We start from the raw sequence: 25481 nt of genomic DNA on the forward strand, positions 1-25481 counted from the left end.
AACCCCTTTTTCAGTCTTCGTTCGTATTCCCGCCAGCGCAGTGCGTCTGGCGTGCAGGTGGATGCCTTTAGGAATACGTGACTGGATGCGGGCTGTATTGAATATTTGCGACATCCGCGTGGCACAGCGCTTGCATGATCCAGATACCCCTGTTCAGTCTGTAGCGGAGCGCGTGATGTCAGAGAATCGCCTTTATCGTCATGGCGGCAGCTTTCACCCGGAACAGCCGTGGTTCGTGCTGAATGCCGCGCAACATTACTCGGTGATCGCCTCAGAAAACCCGGCGATTTCACACTTTTACAGCTTTGATGTCGCGCAATCGGCAGGCATGACGCTGGCGATCCCCGATGGCTGCGTCGATATCGTATTTGATTGCGACCCGCTTAACCCACAAGGGCGTGTGTGCGGCACCACGCTGGAAGCACGTGGCGCGGACATGCTGCACAACCATCATTATTTCGGCGTGCGTTTCGCGCCTGGCGTTATCCCCGACTTTCTTGATGTGATGGCAGAGGAGATCCCCGACCATGAATTCAGCTTTCTTGATGTGGTACCTGATGCCCGACTGGCGTTTGAACAAATTGTGCAAAGCCACAGCTTTTCACAGCAAATTTCGTTATTTAACGCCCACTTCACGCCACGGCTGGTGCGCAAAGCCTCATCGGTAACCGCCTTTATCATCCACGCGATGCGCCAGCAAAAGGGCAATATTCGCGTCGACCAACTGGAAGCCCTGACCGGTTATACCTGCCGCACCATTCAGCGGCAGTTCCGCCAGGATACCGGTTTATCGCCCAAAGCCTTTAGCCGCATCCTGCGCTGCCAGTCGGCGCTGACCAGCATCCATGCGCAGGGGAATATTTCCTTTAGCGATCTGGCGTTTAACCTCGGATTCAGCGACCAGTCCCACTTCTTGCGCGAGTTTAAGAAGTTCGTCAGCACCACCCCCTGCGACTATCAACGTCGGATTGCCCACGACGCGTTGTTCCATCGCTTGCGCTATCATTGAGCACCAAAACGGTGCAGTTCTGCACCGTTGCTCTGTCCGATTTTTTCTATCCGCCGCCGTCGTCGCTGAGAAATGATGCAGCGAAGTTACCTGCTTCAGGCGACGCAGATCGCCTGAGAAATCTCACTCTCTCTATAGAGGCGCTGGCGATGAACAACGATACCGGTTTACGCAAAAATACGTTGGGCTTGTTTTCTCTGGTCTTTTTTGTGGTGGCGGCGGCATCGCCGCTGACTGGCGTGGTCGGTGGTCTGCCGGTGGCGATTATTTCCGGCAACGGCGGCGGCATTCCGGTGTTTTACATCCTGTCGTGCGTCATTTTGATGCTGTTCGCGGTGGGCTTTATCGCCATGAGCCGCCACGTGAATAACGCCGGAGCCTTCTACACCTATATCTCCAAAGGCCTGGGGGAAAACTGGGGCGCATCGGCTTCAGTGTTGGCGTTGATGGCCTACTTCTCCATCCAAATCGCGATTGTCGCCATGCTCGGCTTCTTTACCCAGTTGTTCCTTGAAGAACATCTGAGCACCCACATTCCCTGGTGGGCGCTGAGTATGCTGTTTGCGGTGATTGCCTGGGTGCTGGGCATCAAGCGGGTCGAGGTGGGCGGTAAGTTACTGGGCGTGCTGATGCTGGCCGAGGTCGCGATCGTGCTGTTGACCGATGTGATGCTGCTGGTGAAAAAAACCGGTCCTTACACCTTCCAGTCGTTTGAACCCTCAGTATTTATGCAGGGTAATCTCGGTATCGCCTTTATCTTTACCATCGCCGCCTTTATCGGTTTTGAATCGACAGCGATTTATGCCGAAGAGTGCCGCGATCCACAGAAAACCGTACCACGCGCCACGATTTGCGCCCTGCTGCTGATCACCGCTTTTTTCTGCTTCACCAGTTGGTCGCTGGTGCAGGCATACGGTTTCGATGAAATTGTCGCCATCGCCAGCAAAGATCCCGGCAATTTTGTCTTCAACATCACCCGTCAGTATGTCGGCCAGTGGGCGGTAGATACCATGTCGGTGCTGTTGATCACCAGTCTGTTCGCCGCAACGCTGGCGTTTCACAACAATATCTCGCGCTACCTGTTTAGCATCAGCCGTGATGGCCTGATCTGGAAAGAGCTGTGCAAAACCCATCCCACCAACGGCACGCCGCATAACGCCAGCCATCTGCACAGCGTGATTCTGCTGTTGTTGCTGGCGGGGATGGGCAGCGCCGGGCTGGATCCGATGGTGCATATCTTTGCCATCGGTTCGGCGGTTGCAACCCTGTGTATCCTGATTCTGCAATTAGGCGTCTCCGCTGCGGTGGTGCTGTTTTTCCGCCGCGTCGCGACCGATGACAGCCGTTTTCAGGTGTTCTGGGCACCTCTGCTGTCGATTATTTGTATGACACTGACCATCATTCTGGTAGTGAACAACCTGCAATCCCTGAGCGGCAGCGATTCCAGCGTGGTGAAGATGATTCCGTGGTTTATCGCCGCTTGTGCGCTGGCGGGTTACGGCATGTCATTGAAGCGTGGGATGAAAATGGCGGTGATAAAAAAATAATCTGCCTTTCTGGCGGCGAATTTCAGTGCCGGATGCTTAACCGCATAGGGTAAGGTGGGGAAATCACTTTTCAGGCGGTTTTCTCACCTTATGAGCGCGGGCACCGGGATTTCAATGAAGATTATGGCAGCACTCAGTTCAACTCTGATGCTGGCCTGCGTTAAAGGTCTTGATGGCACTATCCCGGTAGGTGAAGTGATTTTCTTTCGCTCGGTGATCGCCCTTATCCCCTTGCTATGCTGGCTTAAGTTGCAAGGTGGCGTGCTGCAGGGCATTCAGACCCATAATGTGCGCGGCCATTTTGTCCGTGGTCTGGCGGGTTCCACCGCCATGTATCTGAGTTATCTCTCGCTGCTGTATATTTCGCTGACGGATGCCACCGCCCTGAATTATGCCGCCCCACTGTTTACCGTGTTACTGGCGGCTGCGGTGTTGCGCGAAAAGGTGCGCTTTCATCGTTGGGCCGCCGTGGTAGCAGGGTTTTCCGGCATTTTGGTCATGCTGGCAGGTAAGTTGACGTTCAGCGGTGTACATTTTAGTTTTGGTGCCTCTGCCGGGATTATGCTGGCCTTACTTGCCGCGCTCTGTACCGCAGGTGCTTCGATTCAAATCCGGGCGCTCAATCAAACGGAAAAACCCGGCGCTATCGCCTTCTGGTTTGCGGTGATGACGGCCTTAACCTCACTGGTAACCCTGATTGCAGGCTGGAAAGTTCCGCAAGGTAGCGCATGGCTACTGCTGATCGGCTGTGGGTTATTTGGCGGCATCACGCAGATACTATTGACCCTCAGCCTGCGCTTTGCCGATGCCTCTCTGCTTGCCCCTTTTGATTACACTACCCTGCTGTGGTCAGTGATTATTGGTTTTCTGTTCTTAGGTACACTGCCCGAGCAAACCACTTTGTTCGGTGGTGCCCTCGTTGCACTTGGCGGTCTTTATTCACTTTGGGGTGAACATCGCCAACGCCGCTTACTGGCTGCGGTGAAAGCCACGGCTGAGTAAGGATTTAGCGCACCCTTCCCTCAATGCTGAATGCGATCATTCAGTTTCAGAATCATCCTAATAAAATCGTTAACACTGTTAATTTATTGACATGAAGCCGTGTTAAATTTTACTAATGTATTACGGTGCTATCGCATGTTAACGCGATGATATTCAGATCCAGCCTCAACAAAAATACGCGACATATCGGCTTCAGCGAGCCGCAATACCACCTGGTATTCATCAGATAAATCAGATGAAAAGTGACATTGCGGTGACAGAATTATTTCAAGATTAACTGGCTCGATGTCATTTTCACATAACCGAGTGAGATGTTTATCTCATTTATCTTTCATGGAAATAGCAATCAGGAAATCAGGTAATGGCCATTGATATTTATTTGAAGGTTGACGGAACAACGGGTGAGTCCCAGGACAGCAATCACAAAGGATGGACCGATGTACTCTCCTTTACCTGGGGGGCTTCACAACCGGGAAATATGTCAGTTGGTGGGGGCGGCGGTGCCGGTAAAGTGGCTTACCGCGACCTCAATATTAAGGCGCTGATTGATAAATCCACTCCGGCGATTTTGAAGTTCTGCTCCAGCGGCAAGCATGTCGACAAAGTCGAACTGTCAATTTGTAAAGCCGGTGGCAACCAGGTGGAATATTCAAAGATCACCCTTGAAGATGTGCTGGTCACGCAAACCGATTTCAACGGTGTGGGCCAGAGCGACACCATCGTCGTAGATTATGCTTTCCAGGCGGCCAAAGTCTCCATGAGCTATTGGGAGCAGGGCGAGAGCGGTACTAAAGGTGCCGAAAGCAAAGTGAGCTGGGACATTAAGCAAAATAAAGAAAGTTAAACAAACGTAGCTCCCTGATATCACCACAAGACGATGGTAAAAAACGATGGCAATAGATATTTTTTTAAAAGTCGATGGCATCAATGGCGAATCACAAAATGCGAATCACCAAAACTGGATCGATGTTTATTCATTTAGCTGGGGCGCAAAGCAGCCAGGCAATATGGCGGTAGGCGGTGGAGGCGGAGCAGGTAAAGTGAATTACCGCGATCTGACGGTACAGACGTTAATTGATAAAGGCACCCCGGCGTTACTGAAATATTGCTCCAGCGGCAAACATATCTCCAAAGTTCAACTCTCGATCTGTAAATCAGGTGGTCAGGAAGTCGAATATACCCTTATTACACTTGAAGATGTGCTGGTGACTCAGACTGAATACATTGGCGTAGCACATGGTTCAACTCTCGGTATGGAATATGCTTTCCAGGCCAGTAAAGTGGCGATGGAATATTGGGAGCAAACCTCACAAGGAAATAAAGGCGCGTCAGTGCAGATGGGCTGGGATATCAAACAGAACAAAGAAGTCTAATCACGCTCGGGGGCGTTATGGCATTTCCTAAATCGCATGAGATCTTAGCACTGACAGTGCAGCCCGAATTAAATAATCGCGTGTCCGCCAACTTTTTGACTCCCGATGTTTTAAATGAGGCACTGATTTTCGTCAAAACACTGTCACCCGATGAAGTATATCGGCTGTCGAAAACCGAGACCAGTGTGATTGCCTATTCTCTGGGTGATTACAAAGATCAGACCAATCGTCGGATGTACTCAACAGATATTGAGTCAGGCCAACGACCTGGTGGCACCATTAAACACCTGGACAACCGCATTGCCGGTTCGCGTTTTCGTGTGCAGGATGTGGACAACTACACCAAAAGCGGCCTGGGCTTAGGTGCAGTGGCCCTCGGTGCAGGTCTATGGGCCGGATTAGGTTCCAGTGTGGGCAGTATCATCGGCAGAAATGCCGTGCAGTTTGGCGTCACCGCCATTACCGGTGTCGGGACGCACTTTATCAGCAAGAAAACGCTGTACGTGAATCAGATCGCCTCACATATTAAGACACTCGCCGATGTGTTCAATGCAACGCACAACGCCTTTTCTGAATTTAAAAATGAGGTTTACGTCAAACGCGCACAATACAAACCCGACGAAGACTATCCGGTGCAATTCGCGGAAAAAGTCACCAACAGCAACGACATTATTCCGCAACACGCCGCTGAGATGCAGCAAATACTGGGGTATTTTCTGACTTATCGTTATCAGCGTGTCGATATCGCCGGGCCAGCGGGAATATTTATGCGCGTGTATTTTGAAGGAACAGACCCGCTGGATATCTCGCGTATCCAATACGACTATCTGATCAATTTAAAATTACCGTGATCGTAGCGGCGCGATTTATCGCGCGAATTTAAAACCGCAGAAAACAGCGCGATAAATCGCGCCGCTACAGCATGTTTATAACGCCTGCGCGCACGCCCAGGCGGAACTCCACGCCCATTGGAAGTTATAGCCGCCCAGCCAGCCGGTCACATCCACCACCTCGCCAATAAAAAACAGTCCCGGCACATCACGTGCCTCCATGGTTTTTGACGACAACAGCGTGGTATCCACGCCGCCCAACGTCACTTCAGCCGTACGATAGCCTTCGGTGCCATTTGGCTGTACCCGCCACTGATGCAGCGTCTGCACCAGTTCACCCTGCTGCTTGCTGTTGAGCTGCTTCAGGGTGACGTCAGGGATATGGTTCAGCGCCTGCAACACTTCCACCAGACGCTTCGGCAAAATTTTCGCCAGGCTGTTTTTCAGGCTGAGATTCGGATGGGCTTCGCGCTGCACATTAATGAACCCCTCCAGCGGCGTTGCCGGGGATAAATCCACCGTGACGAACTCGCCGGGCTGCCAATAGCTGGAGATTTGCAACACCGCCGGACCGGATAACCCGCGATGCGTGAACAACAGCGCCTCTTTGAATAAGGTGCCATCCTGTGCGGTAATGGTGGTGGGTAAAGCCACGCCGGACAAGGTATTCAGCTGTTCCAGCAGCGGCTTATGCAGGGTAAAGGGCACCAGTGCCGCACGCGTCGGGAACACCTTCAGGCCGAACTGCTCCGCCACTTTATAACCAAAGGGTGAAGCACCTAGCCCCGGCATAGACAGGCCGCCGCTGGCAATCACCAACTTCTCTGCCTGCGCCGCCATGCCGTTCAGTTGCAAGGTGTACCCTGCATCGTCGCGTTGCACGCTCAGTACTTCGCTGCGTAACCGTACCGTCACCTGTCCGGCTTCACACTCGGCCAGCAGCATATCCACGATTTGCTGCGCCGAATCATCGCAGAACAACTGGCCCAGCGTTTTCTCGTGATAAGCGATGCCGTGGCGATTGACCAGATCGATAAAATCCCACTGGGTATAGCGTGCCAGCGCAGATTTACAAAAGTGCGGGTTATGGGAGAGGTAGGCCGCAGGCTCGGTGTACATATTGGTGAAGTTGCAGCGTCCGCCGCCAGACATCAGAATTTTGCGGCCCGCTTTTTTGCCGTTATCAAGCAGCAGCACACGCAGGCCACGCTGTCCGGCCTGTGCAGCACAGAACATGCCAGCGGCACCTGCGCCAACAATGATAACGTCAAACTTTTCCACTGCTTTTTCTCACTTCACCCGAAAGGCGCTGATTGTAGTGATCTGTCCCGTTTGACGCCAGTGTCAAAAAAATGCCGTAAATATGTCATATTGTAAATGACTCATATTTCGGCATTTTTCCCTTATTTTGGCGTGTGGCTTCCAACATTAAGACAAAAAAAGACTATATTTCCCTTTCCCATACAGCACGTTGTCGCGGATAATGCGCCGCGTTCATGTCCTCCAAAATGGCGTAACGTTTATGCTACATCTGTTTGCTGGTCTTGACCTGAGTACCGGCCTGTTATTGGTTCTTGCCCTGCTGTTTGTATTGTTTTACGAAGCAATCAACGGTTTCCACGACACAGCCAACGCGGTCGCGACAGTTATCTACACCCGTGCGATGCGGGCGCAGCTGGCGGTTGTGATGGCAGGTGTTTTCAACTTTTTCGGTGTTTTGCTGGGCGGTTTGAGTGTGGCCTATGCCATCGTTCATATGCTCCCCACCGATCTGCTATTAAATGTTGGTTCAGCTCACGGCCTGGCTATGGTGTTCTCCATGCTGCTGGCTGCGATTATCTGGAACCTCGGCACCTGGTATCTTGGCCTGCCGGCGTCCAGCTCCCATACCCTGATTGGTGCCATTATTGGTATCGGTCTCACCAATGCCCTGATGACCGGGACTTCGGTGGTTGACGCGCTCAACCTGCCCAAAGTTCTGAATATCTTCCTTTCTCTGATTCTGTCGCCGATTGTCGGTCTGGTGATTGCCGGTAGCCTGATTTTCTTGCTGCGCCGCTACTGGAGCAGCACCAAGAAACGCTCGCGCATTCATATGACGCCAGCCGATCGCGAGAAAATTGACGGCAAGAAAAAGCCACCGTTCTGGACGCGTATCGCCCTGATTGTTTCCGCCATTGGCGTGAGCTATTCACACGGTGCGAACGATGGTCAGAAAGGCATCGGCCTGATCATGCTGGTGTTGATTGGTGTCGCGCCCGCAGGCTTCGTGGTCAACATGAATGCCTCCGGTTATGACATCACCCGTACGCGTGACGCGGTGAACCATCTGGAGCAGTATTATCAGCAGCACAGCGAAACGCTGACGCATATCGTGCAGATGGCACCGCCTGCGGTGCCTGCGCCAGAAGAGTCCATCAATGGCCCGCATGAGTTCCACTGCGACAGCGCCCGCGCACTGCCAGCAATTCAACGTGCACAAGGGCTGCTGAACAATCTGCAAAGCTACAGTGACCTGACCCCAGACCAGCGTAGCCAGATGCGTCGTTTGCTGCTGTGCATCTCCGATACCGCGGATAAAGCTGCGAAGCTGCCGGAAACCAGCGCTGACGATCAGCGTTTCCTGAATAAGCTGAAGAGCGATCTGCTGGGAACCGTTGAGTATGCGCCAGTGTGGATCATCATGGCCGTAGCCCTGGCGCTTGGCGTCGGCACCATGATTGGCTGGCGTCGTGTGGCAACCACCATCGGTGAGAAGATTGGTAAGAAAGGTATGACCTACGCGCAGGGTATGTCAGCGCAGGTCACGGCGGCGGTGTCGATTGGCATTGCCAGCTACACCGGGATGCCGGTCTCCACCACGCATATTCTGTCGTCGTCAGTCGCCGGAACCATGCTGGTTGATGGTGGCGGTTTGCAAAGCCGCACCATCAAGAATATCGCGATGGCGTGGGTGTTTACCCTGCCGGTGTGTATTCTGTTGTCCGGTTCGTTGTACTGGATTGCCCTGAAGCTGGTGTAATCACCGCTCCAGGCACCGAAGGGCGACAGCAATGTCGCCCTTTTTTATTGCCAGATTGCCATCGCGATCAGGCTGATAATCACCAGCCCACATAGCCCGCTGGTTAAAATAAATTGCCCACGCACGCGTTCACAGCGACGGATAAATTCATCGTCGTGGTGGTCACGATAGCGCTTCTCCCAGATGTAGCGCACCAGGCGCACCTGTTTGCTGGGCTGGCCGTGCGACGTGAAGAAACCGCCACCATCCACATATTGATACAGCAGCGGGTCGCAGCCGCGAAGCACCGCCAGTAACGAGCGCAGAGAAGAGAAGTAGCGCGCCATATTCACCAGACAAACCACACAAAGAGCCCAAAAAAGCGCGATAGTGCTGATCATGATCCCCTCCCGGCTGGAGCCGTGGAGACGCAATGCTGTAAACGCCCCACGAGAAAGCCTTCCACTGAATGAATCGAATTGCGTTGTTTTTTTGCGAGTCAGGCGGTAAGTCATCAGGAGATGTATGACCGTCATTTTCAGTGTAGGAGATTTGGTAAAAATTTTTCCAGCGATGATTTTCGTTCACCGCGAGCGAAAAAAGCGATAACCCTTGATCTTCCTCACAGCGGCGCAGCGCCTTGCAGCATTTGTTAACAACTCTGGCTATACTGAACACATAACAACAAACCGCCTGCAAAGCATAAATCTCGATGGGTGGCGCTTATCGCCGTTATGCGCAAAGGATTTCGCCAGCCGTGACGTGGCAGGAATTCGGGTTGCCCCCAGAATCTTGTGAAAGGAGTTATATCATGGCTTATAAACACATCCTGATTGCAGTAGACCTTTCCCCGGAAAGCCAGTTACTGGTTGAAAAAGCCGTCTCGCTGGCACGCCCTTACGATGCGAAAATCTCGCTGATCCATGTTGATGTGAATTATTCAGACCTCTACACCGGGCTGATTGACGTCAATCTGGGTGACATGCAGAAACGCATTTCTGAAGAGACGCATACCGCGCTGAAAGAGCTGTCGACCAATGCCGGATATCCGATCAGTGAAACCCTGAGCGGCAGCGGTGACCTCGGTCAGGTGCTGGTGGATGCGATTAGAAAATATGACGTGGATTTGGTGGTGTGTGGTCACCATCAGGACTTCTGGAGCAAGCTGATGTCTTCAGCGCGCCAGCTGATCAATACGGTGCATATTGATATGTTGATTGTGCCGTTGCGCGATGACGACGAATAACTGAAAACAGGCCAGCTTGCTGGCCTGTTTTTTCATCCCACCAACGGCGGATAGATATCAAAACGGTGGCTTTTGGTCACCACCGCGGACTGCGTTGCCACCCCCGCTAACGGCGGCGCGTAGTCAGGGCGTTTCACCACAATACGTTTTTTCGCCAGACGTCGTGCCGGTTCCAGCAGCGCATCGGCATCCTCATCCGCACCCACCAGCGACTGAAATACCCGCATCTCCTTCTTCACCATCGCGCTTTTCTGGCGATGGGGATACATCGGGTCAAGATATACCACATCCGGTGCGGGGGTAATTTCGCTCAGCGCCAGCTGGCTAACCACATGCAGCAGCGTTAACCTTTCGCGCAGCCAGCCGCCAATTTCCGCATCGTCATAGCCCCGGCGTAAACCATCCTCCAGCAGCGCCGCCACCACCGGATGGCGCTCCAGCATGCGTACCCGACAGCCCAACGCCGCCAGCACAAAGGCATCGCGCCCTAATCCGGCCGTCGCATCGACCACATCCGGCAGGTAATCACCCTTGATACCCACCGCTTTCGCCACCGCCTCACCGCGCCCACCGCCAAAACGACGCCGGTGCGCCATCGCGCCAGAGACGAAATCAACAAAAATGCCGCCCAGCTTTGGCTCGTCGCGTTTGCGTAGCTCAAGATGACTGGCGGTCAACACCAGTGCCAGAGTGGACTGCTCATTCTGCTCCAGCCCCCAGCGCTGTGCCAAATGTAATAAGGCACCGTCTCCGGCGCCTGTTTCATCAATTAAACCGATTTTCACAAGCAGGCTTATCCCTGAATCCCGTAATGTTCCAGCATCGCATCGAGCTGTGGTTCACGGCCACGGAAGCGTTTAAACAGCTCCATTGGCTCCTCAGAACCGCCGCGCGTCAGGATGTTGTCGAGGAACGACTGACCGGTTTCGCGGTTGAAGATACCCTCTTCCTCGAAGCGTGAATAAGCATCGGCAGCCAGCACGTCGGCCCACAGATAGCTGTAATAACCTGCGGCATAGCCACCAGCAAACACGTGGCTGAAGGCATGCGGGAAACGGCCCCATTCCGGGCTTGGCACTACCGCCACCTGCTTCTTCACTTCACGCAGGGTTTCAAGGATTTGCGCGCCCTGCTGCGGATTAAACTCGGTGTGCAGACGGAAATCGAACAGGCCGAACTCCAGCTGACGCAGGATAAACAGCGCCGCCTGGTAGTTTTTCGCCGCCAGCATTTTATCCAGCAGCGCCTTCGGCAGCGGCTCGCCAGTTTCATAGTGGCCAGAGATAAACGCCAGCGCGTCCGGCTCCCAGCACCAGTTCTCCATAAACTGGCTTGGCAACTCCACCGCATCCCACGGCACACCGCTGATACCGGACACCCCTGGGGTTTCGATACGCGTCAACATATGGTGCAGACCATGGCCGAATTCGTGGAACAGCGTGGTCACTTCATCGTGGGTGAACAGCGCGGGTTTGCCCTGCACTGGACGGTTGAAGTTACAGGTGAGATAAGCCACCGGCTTTTGCAGGCTGCCATCGGCTTTGCGCATCTGGCCGACACAGTCGTCCATCCAGGCACCGCCGCGTTTATGCTCGCGGGCGTAGAGGTCGAGGTAGAAGCTGCCGCGCAGCTCGCCAGTTTCATCGAACAGGTCGAAGAAACGCACATCCGGGTGGTAAACATCGACATCTTTGCGCTCTTTCGCGCTGATGCCATAGATACGTTTCACCACCTCAAACAGGCCATTCACCGCACGTGCTTCCGGGAAATACGGGCGCAGCTGCTCATCGCTGATGGTGTAAAGATGCTGCTTTTGCTTTTCGCCGTAGTACGTCAGATCCCACGGATTCATCTCATCGACACCAAATTCTTTTTTGGCAAAGGCGCGCAGCTGAGCCAACTCCTTCTCACCCTGCGGACGAGCGCGTTTGGCGAGGTCGGTGAGGAAGTCGATCACCTGAGACGGGCTTTCCGCCATTTTGGTCGCCAGCGATTTGTCGGCGAAGGAATCAAAGCCAAGCAACTGAGCCAGTTCGTGGCGCAGTGCCAGTTCTTCCGCCATCACCGGGCCGTTATCCCATTTACCGGCGTTCGGGCCTTGATCAGACGCACGGGTTGAGTAGGCGCGATACATCTCTTCACGCAGCGCCGCGTTGTCGCAGTAGGTCATCACCGGCAGATAGCTCGGGATATCCAGCGTCAGCAACCAGCCTTCCTGCTCCTTGGCTTCGGCCATCGCTTTAGCTGCCGCCAGCGCGCTTTCCGGCATACCGGACAACTCCGCTTCATCGGTGATCAGTTTGTTCCAGCCCTGAGTGGCATCGAGGACGTTGTTGCTGTAGGTCGAGCCCAGTTCAGACAGGCGCGCCGCAATCTCGCCGTAGCGTTTCTGTTTTTCTTTATCCAGACCGATACCGGACAGCTCGAAATCACGCAGACTGTTATCCACCGCTTTTTTCTGCGCCACATCCAGCGCCGCGTAGTTGTCACCCTGCTTCAGGTCGCGATACGCCTGGTACAGCCCTTCGTGCTGGCCGACCCAGGTGCTGTATTCCGACAGCAACGGCAGCGTCTGCTCGTAGGCTTCACGCAGTTCCGGGCTGTTTTTTACCGAGTTCAGATGGCTGACCGGCGAGAAAATACGCCCGAGACGATCATCCACTTCCGCCAGTGGTTGTACCAGGTTATCCCAGCGATAAGGCGCGCCCTGCGCCACTACGCGTTCCACCGCCGCACGGCAGTCGTCCAGCGCTGCGGTCACAGCGGGAACCACGTGCTCAGGTTTGATGGCAGAAAAAGGCGGAAGGGTAAAAGGCGTAAGTAACGGATTGGTCATAAGCGCAGTCCTTTTATGGAGTGTGGGGCGCGAAAGGTCGCGCAACGCAATCTTACTAACATGCGGCCTGATTAGCGGAAAATCAATGCTGCCCCGAAACGTCAGCAATTTTTATCCAGCGCGGCTATAATCGCGCCAGACACGATGTTCTGAATTCTTTGATCCAACCGCGGACCCCTCTTTTTTATGCTGAGTTATCGCCACAGTTTTCATGCCGGCAACCACGCCGACGTGCTCAAACACACCGTTGAGAGCCTGATCCTGACCGCCCTGATGGAAAAGGAAAAACCTTTCCTCTATCTGGATACCCACGCCGGTGCCGGACGTTACCAGCTGAGCGGTGAGCACGCCGAACGTACCGGTGAATATCTGGAAGGTATCGCGCGTATCTGGCAGCAGCCGGATGCGCCAGAACTGCTGAAGCCTTACTTCTCGGCGATTCGTAACCTGAACCCCAACGGCACTCTGCGTTACTATCCGGGTTCGCCGCTGATTGCTCGCCATCTGCTGCGCCAGGACGATAAACTGCAACTCACCGAGCTGCACTCCAGCGATTACCCGCTGCTGCGCAATGAATTCAGCAAAGACAGTCGCGCACGTGTGGAACGTGCCGATGGTTATCAGCAGTTGAAAGCCAAGCTGCCACCGCCGACCCGCCGTGGCCTGATCCTGATCGATCCGCCGTATGAGCTGAAAAGCGATTATCAGGACGTGGTGAAAGGCATTCAGGAAGGTTACAAGCGTTTCAGCACCGGTATCTACGCGTTGTGGTATCCGGTGGTGCTGCGTCAGCAGATCAAACATATGACCAAAGACCTGCAAGCCACCGGCATTCGCAACATTTTACAGATCGAGCTGGCCGTACGCCCGGACAGCGACCAGCGCGGCATGACCGCCTCGGGGATGATTGTGATTAACCCACCGTGGAAACTGGAGCAGCAGATGAAAGAACTGCTGCCGTGGCTGCATCAGAAACTGGTGCCCGCAGGCACCGGTCATACCCGCGTTGAGTGGATTGTGCCGGAGTAAGCGCACTAAATCTCGAACACCGCGAAATCGTGTGCCAGCTCCGTCGCCGCAAAGATGGACTGGCACTCCGCCAGCAATCTTTCCCGATCCTGTGACAAATAGCGCGAGCTGAAATGGGTGGCGATCAACCGCTTAGCGCCGGCCTGTTTGGCCACTTCTGCCGTTTGTACCGTCGTAGAATGGCCGCGACTGTTGGCCTTCTCTGCCAGCGCTGCCTCCAGCGTCGTTTCGTGTACCATCACATCGGCATGGGCAGCCAGTTGTAACGCAACCTCGGTCGGCCCGGTATCGCCAAAAATCGCCACCACTTTGCCTTTGGTGGCTGGACCCAGATACTCAGCGCCGTTGATTTCCCGCCCATCTTCCAGCCGGATACGTTCGCCCTGTTTCAATTGCTGATACCACGGCCCGCGCGGCACCCCTTCGGCTTTCAGGCGTGGTGCATCAAGGAAGCCAGGTTTATCATGCTGTTCAATGCGATAACCGTAGCACTCAACAATATGGTTCATCGGCCAGGCGGTGACGCGGAAATCACCATCGTCAAACACCAGACCGGCGGCGATCTCCACGATTTCCAGCGGAAAACTGGTATAAGAGCCACTCAGGCTCAGCGCCGTCTCGATGAATTGGCGGATGCCTTGTGGGCCATAGATGGTCAGCGGTTCTTTTAAGCCTGCCATCGAACGGCTGGTGAGCAGCCCTGGCAGGCCAAAAATATGGTCGCCGTGCAAGTGAGTAATAAAAATTTTTTCCAGCTTGCTCGGTTTCAGCGCCGAACGCATATATTGATGTTGCGTCGCTTCGCCACAATCGAACAACCAGGTATCACCCCGTTTGGATAAGGTCAGCGCAATCGCGGTGACGTTACGTTGCAGGCTTGGCGCACCTGCGCCGGTGCCGAGAAATGTCAGTTGCATACGGTGCTTCCCTGTAATGGGTTTTGCTCCAACCCTATCACAATCATAGGTGCAATCTTTGCGCCCTTTCCCCTGTCAGCGTTACACTCTAACCCAATTTTTCTTCCTGCAAATGGACACATCTGATGACCAGACATTTTGACTACCTTGCCATTGGCGGCGGCAGCGGCGGTATCGCCTCCATTAACCGTGCGGCGATGCACGGCCAGAAATGCGCCCTGATTGAAGCCAAAGAGCTGGGCGGCACCTGTGTCAACGTGGGTTGCGTACCGAAAAAAGTGATGTGGCATGCGGCGCAAATTGCTGAAGCCATCCATCTTTATGGCCCGGATTACGGTTTCGATACCACGGTCAACCGCTTCGACTGGTCAACCCTGGTAAAAAATCGCAGCGCCTATATTGATCGTATCCACACCTCATACGACAACGTGCTGGGTAAGAACAATGTTGAAGTGATCAAGGGCTTCGCCCGTTTTGTGGATGCGCACACCGTGGAGGTGAACGGCGAAACGATTACTGCGGACCATATCCTGATCGCGACCGGTGGCCGTCCAAGCCATCCCAACGTGCCGGGTGCAGAGTACGGCATCGATTCCGACGGTTTCTTTGAGCTGGATGCACTGCCAAAACGTGTGGCCGTAGTCGGTGCCGGTTATATCGCGGTAGAGCTGGCGGGCGTGGTCAACGCGCTGGGTGCGGAAACCCACCTGTTCGTGCGTAAGCATGCGCCGCTGCGCAGCTTCGATCCGCTAATCACCGATACGCTGGTTGAAGTAATGCAAGCAGAAGGCCCCTCATTGCATACCGACTCTATTCCGAAGGCTGTGATCAAAAACGCTGATGGCAGCCTGACGCTGCAACTGGAAAACGGCTTTGATCAAACCGTAGATTGCCTGGTATGGGCGATTGGCCGTGAACCGGCCAACGATAACTTCAATCTGGCCGTTACCGGTGTGGCGCTGGATGAGAAGGGCTATATCAAGGTGGATAAATTCCAGAACACCAGCGTACCGGGCATTTACGCGGTGGGCGACAACACCGGTGCGGTGGAGCTGACGCCGGTAGCAGTGGCGGCAGGCCGTCGCCTGTCTGAGCGTCTGTTCAACAACAAGCCGGACGAGCATCTGGATTACAGCAATATCCCCACCGTGGTGTTCAGCCACCCGCCGATTGGCACTGTCGGTCTGACCGAACCACAGGCGCGCGAGCAGTACGGCGATGATCAGGTGAAAGTGTATAAATCGGCCTTTACCGCCATGTACACCGCCGTCACCCAGCACCGCCAGCCGTGCCGGATGAAGCTGGTCTGCGTGGGACCGGAAGAGAAAATCGTCGGTATCCACGGCATCGGTTTTGGCATGGATGAGATACTGCAAGGCTTTGCGGTGGCGCTGAAAATGGGTGCCACCAAGAAAGACTTCGACAACACCGTGGCAATCCACCCGACCGCCGCGGAAGAGTTTGTGACGATGCGTTAAACCACCCAGCCAGCATGCTATGGCATGCTGGCTTTTTTTCCCTTCCTACCAGACAAAAATCCTGTTTCTTTACTACTCAATCCCAGCTGCACGGGATAACATTTCCCTTTTTTCAGGTGGTTAAGTAGCAAGGATTAAAAGCAGGCATGAATATCATCAGCATTATTATGTCGGCGGGCAAAGCCTCGGTAGATGTGGCGCTATACACGCTGATTCCGATCATGGTTGTCATGTTATTTGTGATGAAATATCTGGAGGCGAAAGGCGTACTCGATTTTATTGTGCGGCATACTACGCCGATATTAAAACCATTGGGTATTACCGGGTTGGCGCTATTTGCCCTCATCCAGTTAAATTTTGTCAGTTTCGCCGCTCCGCTCGCCGCGCTGGCGATTATGGAAAAACGCGGTACCTCCGATCGCCATATGGCTGCCACGCTCAGCATGTTATTTGCCATGGGCCAGGCAAATGCCTTTTATCCGTTGATTCCCGCCGGTTTGCATTGGGGAGCCGCCATCCTGATCTCCATTTGTGGGGGAGTACTGGCGGCTTCCGTCACCTACCACGCCTTTGGCCGTAAGCTGTCTGGCGTCGCGCTACGTGATGAAGACGAAGGGATCAGCCATGCTGAAGCAAAACCCGGGCTGATTGCCATCATCAATAATGCCGGTTCCGATGCGATTCGCTTGGCACTCGGTTCGCTACCGATGCTGATCCTTTCCTTATCGGTGGTCGGCATCCTGAAAGAAGCCGGTGGCGTGGAGTTACTTACCCGCTTGTTGTCCCCGCTGCTGGATCGGCTGAATATTTCCGAGGTCTACATTCTGCCCGCGCTTACCAAGTGCCTGGCAGGCGGTACGGCCTACTATGGCGTGATCTCAGGTCTGGTGGAAAAAGGGTTGTACAGCGCGCACAATATTAACGCGTCGGCAGGGTTGCTGATCCAGACCTTTGACCTGCCCGGCATCGGGATTTTTCTCGGGCTGTCCAGCCGCTTCCCGCGCCTGTTCCGTTTTGCCGTGCCGGGTATTTTGTTAGGTATCGCCCTGCGCGCCACTGCGCATTCTCTCCTTTTTTAAGCCCAACGCTAAGCAGGTAACCACCTGTTTAGCGTTTCTATTTTTAAAATAACATTACAGTTTTTAAGCGTTATTTAAAATTAACCCTATCTATTCTATCGTTATTTTCATCAGTTGCATGCCAGTTATTGTTAGTATTATTATTCCAGGAAGATTATTGCTGAAACGTGCAATTAACCCCATAAGTCTAATGGTTTGTCTGCTAATAAATCATGGCAATGCATATCCTGATGAAATATCCGGTTAATAACGTAATCCCTTATATTCATCGCAGGTAATATTCCTGTGCGTCATATTTTCGTATGCAGATAGGGTCGATCCATGAGCGGTAAAAAAATAACCTGGAATGGCGGGTTACAGCACGAAGCCATCGAAATTCTGGCCAAAGAGGGCGGCATGATTGTCAGCCCTACCAAAGTCGGCTACATCATTATGACCTCCGACAAAGCTGGTCTGGAGCGCAAGTTCGAGGCGAAAAATCGTAATCGCAACAAACCGGGCGTGGTGCTGTGCGGCTCGCTGGAACAGCTGCGTTCACTGGCCCAGCTCAACCCGGAAATTGACGAACTTTATCAACGCCACTGGGATCAGGACATTCTGCTGGGCTGCATCTTACCGTGGCGCGAGGATGCGCTGGCGCGTATTCCGGCTGACGGTTCCAAAGAGTTAATGATGGATGGCCGCCAGACCAGTTGTTTCGTGATTAAATTCGGCAAGCCGGGTGAAATCCTGGCAAAAGAATTGTGGGAAAAACACGGCAAGTTTTCCTTTGCCAGCTCTGCTAACCCATCAGGCCAGGGTAACCGCGGTCTGGTTGAGGGTATTGGCGAACGTATTGAATCACGTGCGGATTTAATTATTTCTGCCAACGATTACGTCAAATCCATTCAGCCTAACGACGACAATAAAGTGCGTTATGAGCAGGGGGTGATGGTGTCGATGGTGGATAACCAAGGCCGTTTGATCCCGGAGCAAAAAGGTGAGCGTAAAATCACCCCTTGTCCGATATTGATCCGCAAAGGTCTTGATGTGGATAAGATTATGTCGCTGCTGTCAGATATTTTCCCTTCGTGGGATTATCGCCACGGCGATTATTATTGATAACAGCGCGATAAATCGCGCCGCTACCACAGCGGTGCGATTTATCACACAATGCGGCTACCACTCCACCGTAATCTTGCCGAAGTGACCTGCACTCTGCTGATGCTGAAACGCCGCCGTCAGATCCCCCAACGAACCGTAACTATCGCTGATCACCGGGCGAATACCGGTCTGCTCCAGTGCCCGTACAAAGTCCTGCTGTTGGCGACGATGGCCGACAATCAATCCCTGAATCCGCGCCTGTTTTGCCATTAACAGCGAGGTGGGAATCACCCCTTCACGCCCGGTCAGCACACCGATCAACGCAATATGCCCCCCCACGCGCACCGCTTCAATAGATTGCGCCATAGTGCCAGGCCCGCCCAGCTCAATCACCACGTCTGCGCCCTGGCCCTGTGTCAGTTGCTGCACCGCTTTGCCCCACTCCGGCGTGCTGCGATAGTTAATCACCTCGTCAGCACCCAACTCACGCGCACGCGCCAGCTTTTCATCGGATGAGGAGGTGACGATCACCCGAGCGCCCATACTTTTGGCGATTTGCAGCGCGGTGATGGAAACACCGCCAGTGCCCAGCGTCAGAATGGTATCGCCCGCTTTGATCTGCGCATCGCCCACCAGCGCACGCCAGGCAGTGAGGCCAGAGGTGGTGATGGTGGCCGCTTCGGCGTGTCGCCAGCCTTGAGGTGCCAGGGTGAAGTGGCTGGCCGGGCGTACCACCACTTCAGCGGCGAAGCCGTGCGCACCATCGCCCGGCGTCCGGGCAAAATTACCGACCTGTGCAGAGGGTAAACCGTCCTGCCACTGCGGGAAGAAGCCGGATACCACATGATCGCCAGCCTTAAATTCACTAACGCCAGCGCCAACTTCTTCCACCACGCCCGCACCGTCCGCCATCATAATAAGGCCATCAGCGGCAGGAATGGCACCCTGAGCTACCAGTAAATCGTGGAAATTCAGCGAGGTGGCGTGGATTACCACCCGGATCTCACCCGGCCCTGGTTTGCCGGGGTCCGGCAGATCCACCAACTGCAAATTCTCCAGTCCACCCGGGCTTTTTAAGATCATCGCTTGCATTGTCAGTCATCCTCATCAGTAAAAAGGTCAGTGATGCGCGCTGTGGTTAACCACGCAAAGGGCGGAAAAAATCCCGAATCTCCTGCGCCAGCAGCTCCGGCTCCTCCATCGCGGTAAAATGCCCGCCGCGCGGCAATTCATGCCAGTGCCGGATATCCAGGTTCTGCTCCGCCCAGCGACGCGGTGGCGGCATCAGATCATACGGAAACCGCGTTAGTCCGGTCGGCACCGTGATTTTACCGATTGGGGGCAGCGAATGGCTGTTTTCGTAATAGAGGTTGGCCGATGAACCAAAACAACCGGTCAGCCAGTACAGCATGATGTTATTAAGCAGCTCATCTTTGCTGAAGCGGCTAAACACCTTGCCCTGGCAATCTCCCCAACTGCGGAATTTCTCCAGAATCCAGCTGGCCAGTCCGACCGGTGAATCATTGAGCGCAAACGCCAGGGTTTGCGGTTTGGTGGATTGCAACGCCATATACGCCCCTTCCTGCGTAATCCACTGCTGCGCTGCGGCCTGATAGTCACGCGCTTCATCGGTCAGGTCATCGCCAGTGGCCTGCATCAGCGGACGTACCAACCCGATATCAGTGAGGTGAATACCCACCAACCTGTCGGGGTGTTGCACCGCAAGATAACGGGTGACACCAGAACCAATATCACCTCCGCTGGCGGCAAAGCGCGCATAGCCCAACTCGGTCATCAACTGCGCCCAGAGATCGGCGATTTGTGCGTTGTGAACCCCATTCGACGGGCAGGTGGAAAAGGCGAAGCCCGGTAGCGACGGCACGATAACATCGAACGCCTCCTCCGCCTTGCCACCAAAACGCGCCGGATCGGTCAATAGCGGGATGATTTTTTGGTAGCGCAGAAATGAATCGGGCCAGCCGTGCGTTAACAACAGCGGCAACGGATTTGGCCCGTTGCCGCGTTGATGGATGAAATGGATCTGCGTCTCTCCCTGCCGCCAGTAATAATGCCCAAGCTGGTTAAGTTCACGCTCCTGCTGACGCCAGTCATACTGATGCAACCAGTAATCCACCAGCGCCTTTAATTCATCGGGAGCGGTGCCTTTCTGCCACGCAGCGCCGGGCAAGGTCGCCGCCCAGCGCGTCTGACGCAGACGCCATTCGAGGTCATCCAGCTGCGATTGCGCAATGGCAATCTGGAAAGATTGCACAGACATAGTGATTCCTTCAGGTTAAACAGGCTAAGACTTTACTGTAGCCCTGTTCCCGCCTGAAGGCATCGGCGAGCTCATTCGTGTGTTGTTTGCCAGCACAAATTCGTAGCGGCGCTACGGAATGTGCCCGCAATAATTATGCCTGACGCTGTGGCGCGTGATGCACCATGGTGTAGGCATAATCAACACCCATACCGTAGGCACCACTGTGCTCGCGCACCAGGTCCATCACCGCGTCGTAAGTCTCTTTGCGTGACCAGTCGCGCTGGTACTCCAGCAGCACCTGCTGCCAGGTAACCGGCACCGCACCCGCCTGCACCATACGCTGTACGGAACGTTCGTGGGCATCCACGCTGGTGCCGCCCGAGGTATCGGTCACTACATAGACTTCGTAACCCGCTTTCAGCGCCATCAGCGCCGGAAAGGTCAGGCACACTTCAGTCCACAGGGCAGAGATAATCAGCTTTTTACGGCCGGTTTTCTCAACCGCTTCAACGAATTTGGCATCTTCCCATGAGTTCATTGAGGTACGCTCAATCGGCTTCGCTTCCGGGTGTACCGCCAGCAGTTCCGGCCAGATGTAGCCGCTAAAGCTTTCGGTTTCCACCGAGGTGTAAATCACCGGCACTTCGAAAATCTTGCCCGCTTTTGCCAGGGCAACGGTGTTATTTTTGAGCTGCTGGCGATCGATATTGGCCACGCCGAAAGCCATCTGCGGCTGGTGGTCGATGAAGATCAGGGTAGAGTTTTGCGGGTCGAGCAGGTCAAGTTTAGACATGTTAAATTCCTCAGCGGTATGGGTTTTGTGTGTTGTGTCGTTGAGATGAACTTTAAAAAAAGCTGCGCTGAAGAGATAACGGAAAGAATTTTATAAGTTGTTCAAAATGATTTTAGAAGATTGATTTAAATAGAAAAAAAACCCATCCCCTCGCAAAACACCGGTGAAACAACGTTGATAAGTTGATGAATACAGGCGTAACCTGTGATCACAAAATCAAAAATTCACCATCGCAAAAATGATTGTTCGTCCTCACCAGCACTGGTTCCTGCGGCTGTTTGACTGGCATGGTTCGGTGCTCACCAGCATTCTGTTTCGCCTGTCACTCAACCTGTTGATGTCGCTGATCGCGGTGCTTGGCTTTCCCTGGTATGAAACGCTCGGCATCCATCTGACCACCGCGCCGTTTAGCCTGATCGGTGTATCGATTGCCATCTTCCTTGGCTTTCGCAACAACGCCAGCTATGCGCGCTTTACCGAAGCTCGCACCCTGTGGGGAACACTGCTGATTACCCAGCGCTCGCTGCTGCGTCAGGTCAAAAGCATTCGCACGCTTAGTCTCGATCAGGCACGTGAGTTTACCGATCTGCAAATTGCCTTCAATCTGAGCCTGAAACATCAGTTACGCCACTCTGATCCGCGAACGGATTTGCAACGTGTGCTGCCGTCGCGTTGGCATGACAGCGTGCTCAACAACCCGCTGCCAACGACGCAGATTCTGATGTGTATGGGGGAGTGGCTGGCACAGCAGCGGCACGAAGGGCATGTGTCGGATATTGTCTGGCAAAGCATCGATGAAAACCTGAATCATCTGTCTACGGTGCTGGGCGGTTGCGATCGTATCGCCACCACGCCGATTCCCTTCGCTTACAGTTTGATTCTGCACCGCACCGTGTATCTGTTTTGCACCCTGCTGCCGTTTGCGCTGGTGTCGGATCTGCACGCCATGACGCCGCTGGTGTCGGTGTTTATCTCCTACACCTTTTTGTCACTGGAATCGCTGGCGGAAGAACTGGAAGATCCATTTGGCACCGCACCCAATGATCTGCCGCTGGACGCCATTTGTGTGGCGATTGAGCGTAACCTGAAGGCGATGAATGGCGATGCGCTGCCTGAACCGTTGCAGCCGGATAAATATTTTAATCTGACATAAGCAACGGCTTAGCTCAGATGATCCAGCCAGCGCGTATAAGCCTGATCCCACAATGCCGCTGGCGTGCCCGCTTTACCCAAGCCAAAACCGTGCCCTCCACTGCTCAGCTCGATCAGCTCCACTGGCACCCGCATACGGCGGCAGGTATCACGCATCAGTTCGGTATTGTGCGGATTGGAGGTGTGATCATCTTCCGCCTGCGCCAGAAAGGTGGGCGGATAGCTGCGGGTAACAAAATTCTGTACCGACCAGTTGGCCTCTTCGGCCGGGGTGGCATGGTTCCCCACCATCATCAAATGGGTGTTGGTGTGTTGGTAAGGCGCTTCGAGGGTGATCACCGGATAGATCAGGCCAACGCTGTCGACTTTCGGCACCACCTGATCAAGCGGGTCCTGCGCCGGGTAGGTGTCGAAATCCGGGCGTGCCGCCGCCATCCCCAGTAGATGCCCCCCCGCCGAGAAGCCGAGGACATGCACTTTGCGTTCAAAGGAACGCACCAGACGGATAGCGCGCTGCGCATCCTGCAACGGAGCCAGATGGCCCGCCTGCCACTTCTCGCCCGGTAAGCGATAGCTCAGCACATAAGCGGTGTAGCCGTTGGCATTCAGCCAGCGCGCCACCGGCCAGGCTTCACGTCCCATGCCGATCCATTTATAACCGCCGCCCGCCGCAATCAGCACCGCTTCGCCATTGGGATTTTCCGGACGAAAACGTTGAATGGCTGGCGAGACAATATTGGACCAGGAACCGTTGGCACTGACGCGCAGCAACCCCGATGGGCCACCGCCGCCGGGCGGATCATCCGGCCAGAGAGGAATAATGTCATCACGGGCAAACAATTTGCCTGTGGTCATCGAAAGTACCGTTGCCCCGGTTGCCAGCAAAAGGCGGCGACGCGTTATCATCATGCTGTGAAGCCACTGTCAGGATAGGGACAGCCTTAAGGCTGTGTCTCGTTATGGTGATGCAAGTCCAATGCCAAACGCTGGCGATTATGTACGCAATCTGTACAAAAAAGCTATAAAAAAACGCGCCAAAAATGGCGCGAGTTTTAATGTTAAAGCGGTCGATAAAAAGATTTAATCTTCCTGCTGGAATTGCGTCATCACCGTCTGTTCACATTGCTGCTGGTTATGACGCAACTGGCTGCGTTCATCATCACCCAACTGCAACCAACCGCTGATCACTTCCTGCGCGATTTCTTCATCAAATTCTGGCTTGCTGATGGCCGACGGCGACTGGCTGGCGGCCATTTGTGCCTTCATTTTTTCCACATAGCTTTCCATCGTCCCGGTGCTTTTTTCGCTGCTGACCAGATGGCACAGCTGGCTGGCATAGACGTTTTGTTCTGTATCCGCGTTAGCATCATCGGCCAATGCACTGGCCGACAGTGACAGGCCGAAAAAGGCTAGTAACCACATTTTCATAACAGGCTCCTGTTGTTTCCAGAAAATCGCAATCAGTCTTGTTGCGCACGTGCCGCCTGACGGGCTGCACGCCAATTCAATAACGGGGTTACCGTCACGCCATGCAACACAATGCTGCACACCACCAAGGTCAACGCCATGTCCACCATCTGTTCCGCCTGTGGGCCGTGCATACCGTGCACCCAAGCGTAAGCAATATAATTGATACTGCCGATGCCGCGAATACCCAGCCAGCCAATAAGTAAGCGGCGTGGCCGCGACAGACCGCATCCCAGCGTGGTGATCCACACCGCCAGTGGCCGTACCAGCACAAATAACATGAGCGCCAGACCGATGCCGGTCAGATTCCAGTGATGCGCCAGCGTCACCCCCAGCACTACCATCATCGCTGCTGCCAGCAAGCGCTCGATGGTATCGCCAAATGACAGCGCATCGCCAACCACCAGGCCAACTGATTTGATCATACCGTTGCCGCCCTGCGCCAGACGCTGGTTGGGATTGACACGCGCTTCGGCGGGCAACAAATGCTCCTCTTCTGAAGCCTCATGCTGAGGAAAGCGCCGCACCACCCGCAACTCAGCGCGCCGTAACCCTATACCCGCCGCGAAAGTAGCAAGAAAGCCAGATGCATCAACGGCCTGTGCGGCCGCATAGCTGAGGGCGATTAACGCCAGCGCAAAAAAATCATTCGGCGCTTCATCCTTATGGATGTTGCGCAGGTGGGTAGTTAGTTGACCGATTAATCGGCCCAACGCATAACCGATTGCCAGCCCGGCACCTATCGCCCAGAAAAAATCTTTCATCGCCCACAGGCCAAAATCGGACAACGTTAAGGCAGGATGGTGCAGCAACAGCAACGCCAGCATCAGCAGCGGTAACGCTGAGCCATCGTTCATCCCCGCTTCGCTGGAAAGAGCCACCCTTAGGGCATCATCATCGCGCGCATCGTTGACAGAAATCAGGCTGGCGAGGACCGGGTCGGTCGGCGCGACAATCGCCGCGAACGCTAACGCCAGTGGCCAGTCAAACCCGGTGATCCAGCGCACCAGTAACGTCATTCCGCCAACAGTCAGCAGCATCGCTGGAAATGCCAGCCGGATGCCGACCCGCCAGGCATGGGCGCGTAACGGCAGACGCAGCTTCAGGCCGGTAATAAACAGCGACGCAGCCATGGTGATTTCGGTGATGTGGGTGGCGAGATCGGCGTGTCCGAGGATATCGATTTGCAGCAGATTGAGCATCCACGGGCCACACAGGATACCCGCGAACAGATAGAGTCCAAATGAAGTGACTGGCCCCCGGTGAATCCAGCCGGAAGCCAGTGACATCAGCAGCAACAAACCGCCGGTTGCTGCCGTCCAGGCAAGAAAATCCATAACGCTCCGTTTTGCTAAAGGATGTTCTTTAAGCCTGGCACA

The 25481-nt window shown here is 54.4% G+C and carries 24 protein-coding genes; 13 read left to right on the forward strand and 11 right to left on the reverse strand.

Annotated features, from left to right (window positions below; all coding sequences use genetic code 11):
- The first annotated feature begins 175 nt into the window (after positions 1–175).
- The 6 genes from AC6I8W_RS19410 to AC6I8W_RS19435 all read left to right on the forward strand — a co-directional run bounded on the left by AC6I8W_RS19410 (position 176) and on the right by AC6I8W_RS19435 (position 5782).
- Positions 176–1009: a helix-turn-helix domain-containing protein gene (locus tag AC6I8W_RS19410; protein WP_497836296.1), complete on the forward strand. Its 834-nt coding sequence runs from the start codon at positions 176–178 to the stop codon at positions 1007–1009.
- 149 nt (positions 1010–1158) lie between these two features.
- Complete coding sequence (locus AC6I8W_RS19415) at positions 1159–2556, forward strand: APC family permease (protein ID WP_497838235.1); 1398 nt, start codon at positions 1159–1161, stop codon at positions 2554–2556.
- Positions 2557–2646: 90 nt separating this feature from the next.
- On the forward strand, positions 2647–3558 hold the full coding sequence (locus tag AC6I8W_RS19420) for a DMT family transporter (protein WP_497836297.1): 912 nt from the start codon (positions 2647–2649) through the stop codon (positions 3556–3558).
- A 361-nt stretch (positions 3559–3919) separates the two neighbouring features.
- On the forward strand, positions 3920–4402 hold the full coding sequence (locus AC6I8W_RS19425) for an Hcp family type VI secretion system effector (protein ID WP_480366449.1): 483 nt from the start codon (positions 3920–3922) through the stop codon (positions 4400–4402).
- 46 nt (positions 4403–4448) lie between these two features.
- Positions 4449–4931: an Hcp family type VI secretion system effector gene (locus AC6I8W_RS19430; protein ID WP_497836298.1), complete on the forward strand. Its 483-nt coding sequence runs from the start codon at positions 4449–4451 to the stop codon at positions 4929–4931.
- 17 nt (positions 4932–4948) lie between these two features.
- The gene (locus AC6I8W_RS19435; RefSeq protein ID WP_497836299.1) at positions 4949–5782 is read left to right on the forward strand and encodes a hypothetical protein; all 834 of its coding nucleotides are present in this window, start codon (positions 4949–4951) and stop codon (positions 5780–5782) included.
- Between the two features lie 75 nt (positions 5783–5857).
- On the opposite strand, the gene AC6I8W_RS19440 is transcribed toward AC6I8W_RS19435, so the two are convergent.
- On the reverse strand, positions 5858–7042 hold the full coding sequence (locus tag AC6I8W_RS19440) for a BaiN/RdsA family NAD(P)/FAD-dependent oxidoreductase (protein WP_497836300.1): 1185 nt from the start codon (positions 7040–7042) through the stop codon (positions 5858–5860).
- Between the two features lie 241 nt (positions 7043–7283).
- Between AC6I8W_RS19440 and pitA the strand changes: the two genes are divergently transcribed.
- A complete protein-coding gene (gene pitA, locus AC6I8W_RS19445; protein WP_497836301.1) occupies positions 7284–8783 on the forward strand; it encodes an inorganic phosphate transporter PitA in 1500 nt (499 codons plus the stop codon).
- Positions 8784–8827: 44 nt separating this feature from the next.
- Here the strand turns inward: pitA and uspB are convergent, their stop codons facing one another.
- A complete protein-coding gene (gene uspB / locus AC6I8W_RS19450; protein WP_497836302.1) occupies positions 8828–9163 on the reverse strand; it encodes a universal stress protein UspB in 336 nt (111 codons plus the stop codon).
- Between the two features lie 410 nt (positions 9164–9573).
- Here uspB and uspA point away from each other — a divergent pair, with 410 nt between their 5' ends.
- Positions 9574–10008 carry a universal stress protein UspA gene (gene uspA / locus AC6I8W_RS19455; RefSeq protein WP_013510885.1) on the forward strand — a complete coding sequence of 145 codons (435 nt, stop codon included), beginning with the start codon at positions 9574–9576 and terminating at the stop codon, positions 10006–10008.
- Positions 10009–10040: 32 nt separating this feature from the next.
- Here uspA and rsmJ read toward each other — a convergent pair whose 3' ends face one another.
- Both rsmJ and prlC read right to left on the reverse strand, forming a co-directional pair.
- The gene (gene rsmJ, locus AC6I8W_RS19460) at positions 10041–10793 is read right to left on the reverse strand and encodes a 16S rRNA (guanine(1516)-N(2))-methyltransferase RsmJ (RefSeq protein WP_497836303.1); all 753 of its coding nucleotides are present in this window, start codon (positions 10791–10793) and stop codon (positions 10041–10043) included.
- An 8-nt stretch (positions 10794–10801) separates the two neighbouring features.
- Entirely contained in the window at positions 10802–12844 is a 2043-nt protein-coding gene (prlC, locus tag AC6I8W_RS19465) for an oligopeptidase A (protein WP_497836304.1), read from the reverse strand.
- Positions 12845–13030: 186 nt separating this feature from the next.
- Here prlC and AC6I8W_RS19470 point away from each other — a divergent pair, with 186 nt between their 5' ends.
- A complete protein-coding gene (locus tag AC6I8W_RS19470) occupies positions 13031–13873 on the forward strand; it encodes a 23S rRNA (adenine(2030)-N(6))-methyltransferase RlmJ (protein ID WP_013510888.1) in 843 nt (280 codons plus the stop codon).
- A 5-nt stretch (positions 13874–13878) separates the two neighbouring features.
- Here AC6I8W_RS19470 and rnz read toward each other — a convergent pair whose 3' ends face one another.
- Positions 13879–14790, reverse strand: coding sequence for a ribonuclease Z (rnz, locus tag AC6I8W_RS19475; protein ID WP_497836305.1), 912 nt, complete (start codon positions 14788–14790; stop codon positions 13879–13881).
- A 125-nt stretch (positions 14791–14915) separates the two neighbouring features.
- Here rnz and gorA point away from each other — a divergent pair, with 125 nt between their 5' ends.
- From gorA to AC6I8W_RS19490, 3 genes are all read left to right on the forward strand, one after another.
- On the forward strand, positions 14916–16268 hold the full coding sequence (gorA, locus tag AC6I8W_RS19480) for a glutathione-disulfide reductase (protein WP_497836306.1): 1353 nt from the start codon (positions 14916–14918) through the stop codon (positions 16266–16268).
- 146 nt (positions 16269–16414) lie between these two features.
- Entirely contained in the window at positions 16415–17347 is a 933-nt protein-coding gene (locus tag AC6I8W_RS19485) for a nucleoside recognition domain-containing protein (protein ID WP_497836307.1), read from the forward strand.
- A gap of 321 nt (positions 17348–17668) precedes the next feature.
- Positions 17669–18448, forward strand: coding sequence for an L-threonylcarbamoyladenylate synthase (locus AC6I8W_RS19490; RefSeq protein WP_497836308.1), 780 nt, complete (start codon positions 17669–17671; stop codon positions 18446–18448).
- Positions 18449–18505: 57 nt separating this feature from the next.
- On the opposite strand, the gene AC6I8W_RS19495 is transcribed toward AC6I8W_RS19490, so the two are convergent.
- From AC6I8W_RS19495 to AC6I8W_RS19505, 3 genes are all read right to left on the reverse strand, one after another.
- Positions 18506–19522: a zinc-dependent alcohol dehydrogenase family protein gene (locus AC6I8W_RS19495; protein ID WP_497836309.1), complete on the reverse strand. Its 1017-nt coding sequence runs from the start codon at positions 19520–19522 to the stop codon at positions 18506–18508.
- A gap of 46 nt (positions 19523–19568) precedes the next feature.
- The gene (locus AC6I8W_RS19500; protein ID WP_497836310.1) at positions 19569–20708 is read right to left on the reverse strand and encodes an epoxide hydrolase family protein; all 1140 of its coding nucleotides are present in this window, start codon (positions 20706–20708) and stop codon (positions 19569–19571) included.
- 133 nt (positions 20709–20841) lie between these two features.
- The gene (locus AC6I8W_RS19505) at positions 20842–21483 is read right to left on the reverse strand and encodes a hydrolase (RefSeq protein ID WP_497836311.1); all 642 of its coding nucleotides are present in this window, start codon (positions 21481–21483) and stop codon (positions 20842–20844) included.
- Between the two features lie 238 nt (positions 21484–21721).
- On the opposite strand from AC6I8W_RS19505, the gene AC6I8W_RS19510 reads away from it, so the two are divergent.
- The gene (locus AC6I8W_RS19510; protein ID WP_497836312.1) at positions 21722–22636 is read left to right on the forward strand and encodes a bestrophin family protein; all 915 of its coding nucleotides are present in this window, start codon (positions 21722–21724) and stop codon (positions 22634–22636) included.
- Between the two features lie 8 nt (positions 22637–22644).
- On the opposite strand, the gene AC6I8W_RS19515 is transcribed toward AC6I8W_RS19510, so the two are convergent.
- The 3 genes from AC6I8W_RS19515 to AC6I8W_RS19525 form a co-directional block, all read right to left on the reverse strand.
- On the reverse strand, positions 22645–23541 hold the full coding sequence (locus AC6I8W_RS19515) for an alpha/beta hydrolase (protein ID WP_497838236.1): 897 nt from the start codon (positions 23539–23541) through the stop codon (positions 22645–22647).
- Positions 23542–23715: 174 nt separating this feature from the next.
- Complete coding sequence (locus tag AC6I8W_RS19520; protein ID WP_497836313.1) at positions 23716–24063, reverse strand: hypothetical protein; 348 nt, start codon at positions 24061–24063, stop codon at positions 23716–23718.
- 32 nt (positions 24064–24095) lie between these two features.
- Positions 24096–25439, reverse strand: a complete 1344-nt coding sequence (locus AC6I8W_RS19525; protein ID WP_497836314.1) for a cation:proton antiporter — start codon at positions 25437–25439, stop codon at positions 24096–24098.
- Between the last annotated feature and the right edge of the window lie 42 nt (positions 25440–25481).

Source organism: Pantoea sp. X-Soil-TKNS-1211, from assembly GCF_059730495.1.

Coding starts and splice junctions, on each gene's coding strand:
- uspB (WP_497836302.1), bottom strand. CDS start 9,163: ATGATCAGCACTATCGCGCTTTTTTGGGCTCTTTGTGTGGTTTGTCTG.
- AC6I8W_RS19505 (WP_497836311.1), bottom strand. CDS start 21,483: ATGTCTAAACTTGACCTGCTCGACCCGCAAAACTCTACCCTGATCTTC.
- gorA (WP_497836306.1), top strand. CDS start 14,916: ATGACCAGACATTTTGACTACCTTGCCATTGGCGGCGGCAGCGGCGGT.
- AC6I8W_RS19410 (WP_497836296.1), top strand. CDS start 176: ATGTCAGAGAATCGCCTTTATCGTCATGGCGGCAGCTTTCACCCGGAA.
- AC6I8W_RS19435 (WP_497836299.1), top strand. CDS start 4,949: ATGGCATTTCCTAAATCGCATGAGATCTTAGCACTGACAGTGCAGCCC.
- AC6I8W_RS19495 (WP_497836309.1), bottom strand. CDS start 19,522: ATGCAAGCGATGATCTTAAAAAGCCCGGGTGGACTGGAGAATTTGCAG.
- AC6I8W_RS19485 (WP_497836307.1), top strand. CDS start 16,415: ATGAATATCATCAGCATTATTATGTCGGCGGGCAAAGCCTCGGTAGAT.
- AC6I8W_RS19430 (WP_497836298.1), top strand. CDS start 4,449: ATGGCAATAGATATTTTTTTAAAAGTCGATGGCATCAATGGCGAATCA.
- uspA (WP_013510885.1), top strand. CDS start 9,574: ATGGCTTATAAACACATCCTGATTGCAGTAGACCTTTCCCCGGAAAGC.
- prlC (WP_497836304.1), bottom strand. CDS start 12,844: ATGACCAATCCGTTACTTACGCCTTTTACCCTTCCGCCTTTTTCTGCC.
- AC6I8W_RS19415 (WP_497838235.1), top strand. CDS start 1,159: ATGAACAACGATACCGGTTTACGCAAAAATACGTTGGGCTTGTTTTCT.
- AC6I8W_RS19520 (WP_497836313.1), bottom strand. CDS start 24,063: ATGAAAATGTGGTTACTAGCCTTTTTCGGCCTGTCACTGTCGGCCAGT.
- AC6I8W_RS19420 (WP_497836297.1), top strand. CDS start 2,647: ATGAGCGCGGGCACCGGGATTTCAATGAAGATTATGGCAGCACTCAGT.
- AC6I8W_RS19500 (WP_497836310.1), bottom strand. CDS start 20,708: ATGTCTGTGCAATCTTTCCAGATTGCCATTGCGCAATCGCAGCTGGAT.
- AC6I8W_RS19470 (WP_013510888.1), top strand. CDS start 13,031: ATGCTGAGTTATCGCCACAGTTTTCATGCCGGCAACCACGCCGACGTG.
- pitA (WP_497836301.1), top strand. CDS start 7,284: ATGCTACATCTGTTTGCTGGTCTTGACCTGAGTACCGGCCTGTTATTG.
- rnz (WP_497836305.1), bottom strand. CDS start 14,790: ATGCAACTGACATTTCTCGGCACCGGCGCAGGTGCGCCAAGCCTGCAA.
- AC6I8W_RS19490 (WP_497836308.1), top strand. CDS start 17,669: ATGAGCGGTAAAAAAATAACCTGGAATGGCGGGTTACAGCACGAAGCC.
- AC6I8W_RS19515 (WP_497838236.1), bottom strand. CDS start 23,541: ATGATAACGCGTCGCCGCCTTTTGCTGGCAACCGGGGCAACGGTACTT.
- AC6I8W_RS19425 (WP_480366449.1), top strand. CDS start 3,920: ATGGCCATTGATATTTATTTGAAGGTTGACGGAACAACGGGTGAGTCC.
- AC6I8W_RS19510 (WP_497836312.1), top strand. CDS start 21,722: ATGATTGTTCGTCCTCACCAGCACTGGTTCCTGCGGCTGTTTGACTGG.
- AC6I8W_RS19525 (WP_497836314.1), bottom strand. CDS start 25,439: ATGGATTTTCTTGCCTGGACGGCAGCAACCGGCGGTTTGTTGCTGCTG.